Origin of the sequence: Streptomyces sp. (genome assembly GCF_019510245.1) — a bacterium.
Classification (GTDB): Bacteria; Actinomycetota; Actinomycetes; order Streptomycetales; family Streptomycetaceae; genus Streptomyces.
Genome location: NZ_JAEKKT010000315.1, coordinates 1 through 5151, shown reverse-complemented (window position 1 = coordinate 5151; position 5151 = coordinate 1). Strand labels below are relative to the sequence as shown.

Below are 5151 nucleotides of genomic sequence, written 5' to 3'. Positions count from 1 at the left end.
GTCTCGCCGCGCTGTGACCGCAGGTGATCGACAGCACGCCTCGCTCGGTCGTGCGGCTGCGCCAGGCAGCGGTCTGCCTGCTGCTGGTGGTCCTGGCGTTCCACCAGAGCGCCGGCCTCATCGGCAACGACACGAAGCTCGACCTCACCGCTGACCCCGGCCGGTTCCTGCGGCGCGCGCTGGACCTGTGGAACCCGAGCTCGGCCGGGGGCCAGCTGCAGAACCAGGCCTACGGCTACCTGTTCCCGATGGGCACCTTCCACCTGCTGGGCAGCGTGCTGGGCCTGCCGGACTGGGTGGTGCAGCGGCTCTGGATGTCGCTGCTGCTGGTGGCAGCGTTCCTCGGTGTCCTGCGGCTGGCCGGCAGGCTCCAGCTCGGCACCCCGACGACCCGGCTGCTCGGCGGTCTCGCGTACGCGCTGGCGCCGCGGGTGCTCACCGAGATCGGCGGCAACTCCTCCGAGATCCTGCCGTTCGCCGTGCTGCCCTGGGTGCTGGTGCCGCTGGTCGGTGCGGCCGCCGAGCAGCGGCCGCGACGGGCGGCCGCGAGGTCCGGGCTGGCGGTCCTCTGCATGGGTGCGGTCAACGCGACGGCCGTCCTCGCCCTGCTGCCGCTGCCGCTGCTGTGGCTGGTGCCGGGGCTGAGCCGCTCCTCCGGGCGGCGGCTGGCGGCCTGGTGGGCGGTCGCGGTCACGCTCGCCTGCACCTGGTGGTTCGTGCCGCTGCTGCTGCAGGGCAGGTACAGCCCGGACTTCCTCGACTACATCGAGACGGCGGCGACCACCACCAGCACGACCTCGCCGGGCGAGGTCCTGCGCGGCACCTCGCACTGGCTCGGCTACGTCTCCTCGGGGGGCAGTCCCTGGTGGCGCAGCGGCTGGGCGCTCGTGACGAACACCGGCGCGGTGCTCAACACCGGCGTCCTGTCGGTGCTCTGCGTCGCAGGGCTGGTCCGTCGCCGGATGCCCGGGCAGGGTCGGCTGGCCGCCGCCGCGGCACTGGGTCTGCTGGCCATGTCGGCGGTCCACGCGGGGCCGCTCGACGGGCCGCTGGTCGGCTTCCTGCGCGACCTGCTGGACGGCGCGCTGGCGCCGTTCCGCAACGTGCACAAGTTCGACGCGCTCGTGCGGCTCCCGCTCGCCCTCGGCCTGTGCCACCTGCTGGCGCGGGCGCCCACGCTGCAGGCCCGAAGGGCGCTGACGGGGCTGGTCACCCTCGCCCTCGTCGGCTGCGCGACACCGGCTCTCGCGGGGCAGCTGGTCCCGAGCGGCGGCTATGAGCAGCTGCCCAGCTGGTGGCGGGCCACCGGTCAGTGGCTGGACGACCACGACGCCACGGGGCGGGCGATGGTGGTGCCGGCGAGCGGCTTCGGGGAGTACCTCTGGGGGCGCCCCCTGGACAACCCGCTGCAGGCGCTGACGCGCGGCAGGTTCGTGGTGCGGGACGCGGTGCCGTTGGGCTCGGCAGGGACCACCCGACTGCTCGACGCCGTCGAGGCGCGGCTGGACTCCGGCCGCGGGTCACCGGGCATGGCCGCGGTCCTCGCCCGCTCCGGCGTCCACTACCTGGTGGTGAGCAACGACCTGGACCCGGTGCGGACCGGCGCGCCGCGGCCGGCGCTGGTGCACCAGGCGCTGGCACAGTCACCTGGTCTGACCCGCGTCGCCGCCTTCGGCCCGACGGTGGGCGGTGACAAGGGCGCGTCGCGGGCGCTCGTCAGCGACCACGGGCTGTCGCTGGGATACCCAGCCGTGGAGGTGTACGCCGTCGCCGGTGCGCAGCCCCCTGCGGTCAGCCTGCCCAAGGCCGGGACGTGGCTGGTGAGCGGTGGCCCCGAGTCGCTGTTCCAGCTCGCCGACCGCGGGCTGCTCGGTGACGAGGCGACGGTGCTCGTGGGCGACGGCAGTGCAGGTCCGTCGCCCCGTTCCGCGGTCACCGATGCGCTGCGCCGGCGCGAGGTCAACTTCGGCCAGGTGCGTGACAACGCCTCCGCCACGCTGACGGCGGACCAGCAGCTGACCCGTCACCAAGCGGTGCCCGACGAGCTCCCGGTCCCGGGCGTCCAGCACCTGGCCGTGGCCCGGCTGCTGGGGGCCGATGCCGTCACCGCGTCGACCAGCGCGTCCGATCCGGGAGCCGTGCTCGACCGTGCTCCCGAGCACTCGCCGTTCTCCGCCGTCGACGGCGACCCATCCACGGCATGGGTCACCGGTTCGTTGGCCGGTGCCGCCGGGCAGTGGGTCCAGCTCGACCTGGACCGTCCCGTCGACCCCACCGGCACCACGGTCCAGCAGCTCCTGGACGCCCAGGTGAAGGGGACCGTCCGCGAGGTGACGGTCAGCACCGACCGCGGGCAGCGCACGACCCGGATCGCGGGCGACGAGTCGGTGCAGCGGGTCGCGGTGCCGGCCGGCAGCACCCGGCACCTCCGGGTGACGCTGACGCAGGTCGACGGCGACGGCTACGGCGTACTGGCCGGCCTGCGCAGCATCGACGTGCCCGGTGTCGTCGTGCAGCAGACGGTCGTGCTGCCTGACGACCAGGCACTCACGGCCGACGGGGTCGTGCTCGTGGACCGTGCCGTCGGCGGTCGCAGCGCCTGCGTCACCGACAGGGGTCGCACGGCGTGCGCTCCAGGGCTCGCGCGCAGCGGTGAGGACGCCGTCCGGCTGGACCGGACCTTCTCGCTGCCCGCGGAGCGCACTCTCGCGGTGTCGGGGTCGGCGGTGGCTGACCCGGGACCTCAGCTCGACGCGCTGCTCGACCGCGGTGCCGGCGTGCAGGCGACCGCGAGCTCTCGTCTCGTCAGCGACCCGCGCGAGCGGCCCAGCACCGTCCTCGACAGCGACCGGTCGACCGGCTGGGTCGCGGGCCCGGAGGACCCGAGGCCAACACTGACGCTGACCTGGGCAGGTGCCCGACAGCTGGACCGGCTGAGCCTCGTGACCGACGCCTCGCTGGCGGCTGCCCGACCCACCCGGGTGAAGGTCGTCACTGACAGCGGCTCCACCGCTCTCGACGTGCCCGCCGACGGCATCCTGCCGTTCCCCGGGGTGCGGACGACGCATCTCGAGGTGCAGTTCCTGGCGTGGGAGAAGAGGTCCACCGTCGCGCCCGACGGCACCACGAACCGGCTGCCCGTCGGGGTGTCCGAGCTCGAGGTGCCTGCCCTCGACGACCTCACCAGCGCACCGCCACCGGAGACCGTCTCGATCCCTTGCGGGGAGGCGCCTCCGGTGCTGGTGGACGGCCAGGTGCACGCGACGACGGTCCTCGCCCGCCGCGACGACCTGCTGGTCGGCCGCCCCGTGCTGCTCGGGCTGTGCGACCTGGCAGCCGGACTGCGACTGGGCCCGGGCGAGCACCGGGTGGTGGGTGCCGAGCGAGCCGGGGTGCAGGTGCAGGGGCTGACGCTCGGCAGCCCGCTACCGACTCCTGCTGCCACTGCGCGACCGACGACGGTTCGCAGCTGGGGAAGCGAGCACCGGACCGTCGACATCGGCACCGGTGCTGCCACCTACCTGGTGGTCCACGAGAACCACAACGCAGGCTGGCACGCGACGCTGGCGGGCAAGGAGCTGAACTCGGCGCGGGTCGACGGCTGGCAGCAGGCCTGGGTCGTGCCGGCGGGTGCGGGTGGTCAGGTCCGCCTCGACTTCTCGCCGGGACGGACGTTCCACTTCGCGCTCGTGGTCGGTGGCCTGCTGGTGCTGCTGCTGGTCGTCCTGGCCTTGGCCCCCGCGCGGGTCCGGGAGCTGCCGCAGCCGCAGCGACGGGACCTGGACCTGCCGCAGCCGGTGCGGGTCGTGCTGGGGCTCGGCTTCGTCGTGCTGCTCGGCGGTGTGGTCGGTGGACTCCTGTACGCCGTCGCGCTGGGTGCCGTGCTGGTCGGAAGCCGCGTCGTCGGTCCCGACCGCACCTCCGACGCGGCCGTCGGCGGCTACGGCATCGCGCTGACGTGCGCCGCGGCGCTCACCGCCCTGTCGCCCTGGAACGGCCCCCGGACCCCTGCGGCCTTTGGGCGGCCGGTGCAGCTGCTGGCGCTCGCCGGGCTGGCCGCGGCGGCCGCTGCGGTCACCGTCCTGCGGTCGTCCAACGGTGCTTCTGCGCCAGCGCCGGGCGCTCCACGAACCGCAGGCTCAGTGCTGCGACGCCGAAGCTCAGCGGCACCACCAGAGCCGTGATGAGCAGCAGGTCGCCGCGGAAGAGCTCCAGGCCCAGGACGCTGTACACCAGGTGGAGCACCAGCAGGTGCCAGAGGAAGACGCCGTAGGACACCGACCCCATCCACCGCGCGACCGGGTGCTCCAGCACGCGCCGCACGGGGGAGCGGGGGTCGTTGCCGAAGACGGCCGGCACCAGGAGGAACAGCGCCGCAGCGCCGTACAGCAGGTGCTTGGTGAGAGCCTGCCCCGGCGTCGCGAGCTGCAGCCCGCGCGGACCGCCGAGCGGCGTGGCGGTGAGCCACAGCAGCAGCGCGGCGATCGCCACGCAGGTGCCGCCGGCGTCGCCGAGCTGGTCGAGGACCCGTCCGCGACCGGTGCTGTCGTGCCACGCGCGCAGGACGGCGACACCCATGCCCAGCGCGAACCAGTCCAGGTACGCCGGCAGCCACAGCCCTCCGACGGCGGGGTCCGGCAGCTCGAGACCTCGGGTCAGGAGCGTCCAGGCGACGGACGCCACGACCATGCCGGCGCAGAGCAGCGCCGAGGACCTCAACGGGCGGCGGCCCTTCCGGGCGAGCAGCGCGAGCAGCGGCAGGGCCAGGTAGAAGGCCACCTCCACGCACAGGCTCCACATCTGCGTCAGCCCCGGCAGCAGGTGGTTGCGGGAGTAGACCTGCAGCAGGAGCAGCTGGTCGACGACCTCGCCGGGTCGCACGTACTTCCAAGCCATCACCGGCAGCACGACCAGCACCACGACCCAGTACGCGGGGAGGACCCGCAGCGCGCGGTTGCGCAGGTAGGTCGGCACGTGCGGCACCGGCTTGTCCTGCAGCTGGGCCCGGACGAACGGGCCGTAGAGCAGGAAGCCGGAGAGCAGGAAGAAGATCGTGACACCGAAGTCGAGCCGGGCCAGCAGCGCCCCGAACGAGCCGCGGAAGGTCTGCCCGGTCTGGAACCCGACGTGCGTCATGACGACGCAGAGCAC

At 74.0% G+C, this 5151-nt stretch carries 2 protein-coding genes; one reads left to right on the top strand and one right to left on the bottom strand.

Annotated elements, in window-relative coordinates; translation table 11 throughout:
- Positions 1-23 precede the first annotated feature (23 nt).
- Positions 24-4184, top strand: a complete 4161-nt coding sequence (locus JF597_RS49875) for an alpha-(1->3)-arabinofuranosyltransferase (protein ID WP_294012775.1) — start codon at positions 24-26, stop codon at positions 4182-4184.
- On the opposite strand, the gene JF597_RS49870 is transcribed toward JF597_RS49875, so the two are convergent.
- The coding region (locus tag JF597_RS49870; RefSeq protein ID WP_294012773.1) for an acyltransferase at positions 4075-5151 on the bottom strand (1077 nt) is incomplete at its 5' end. The genes JF597_RS49875 and JF597_RS49870 overlap by 110 nt on opposite strands.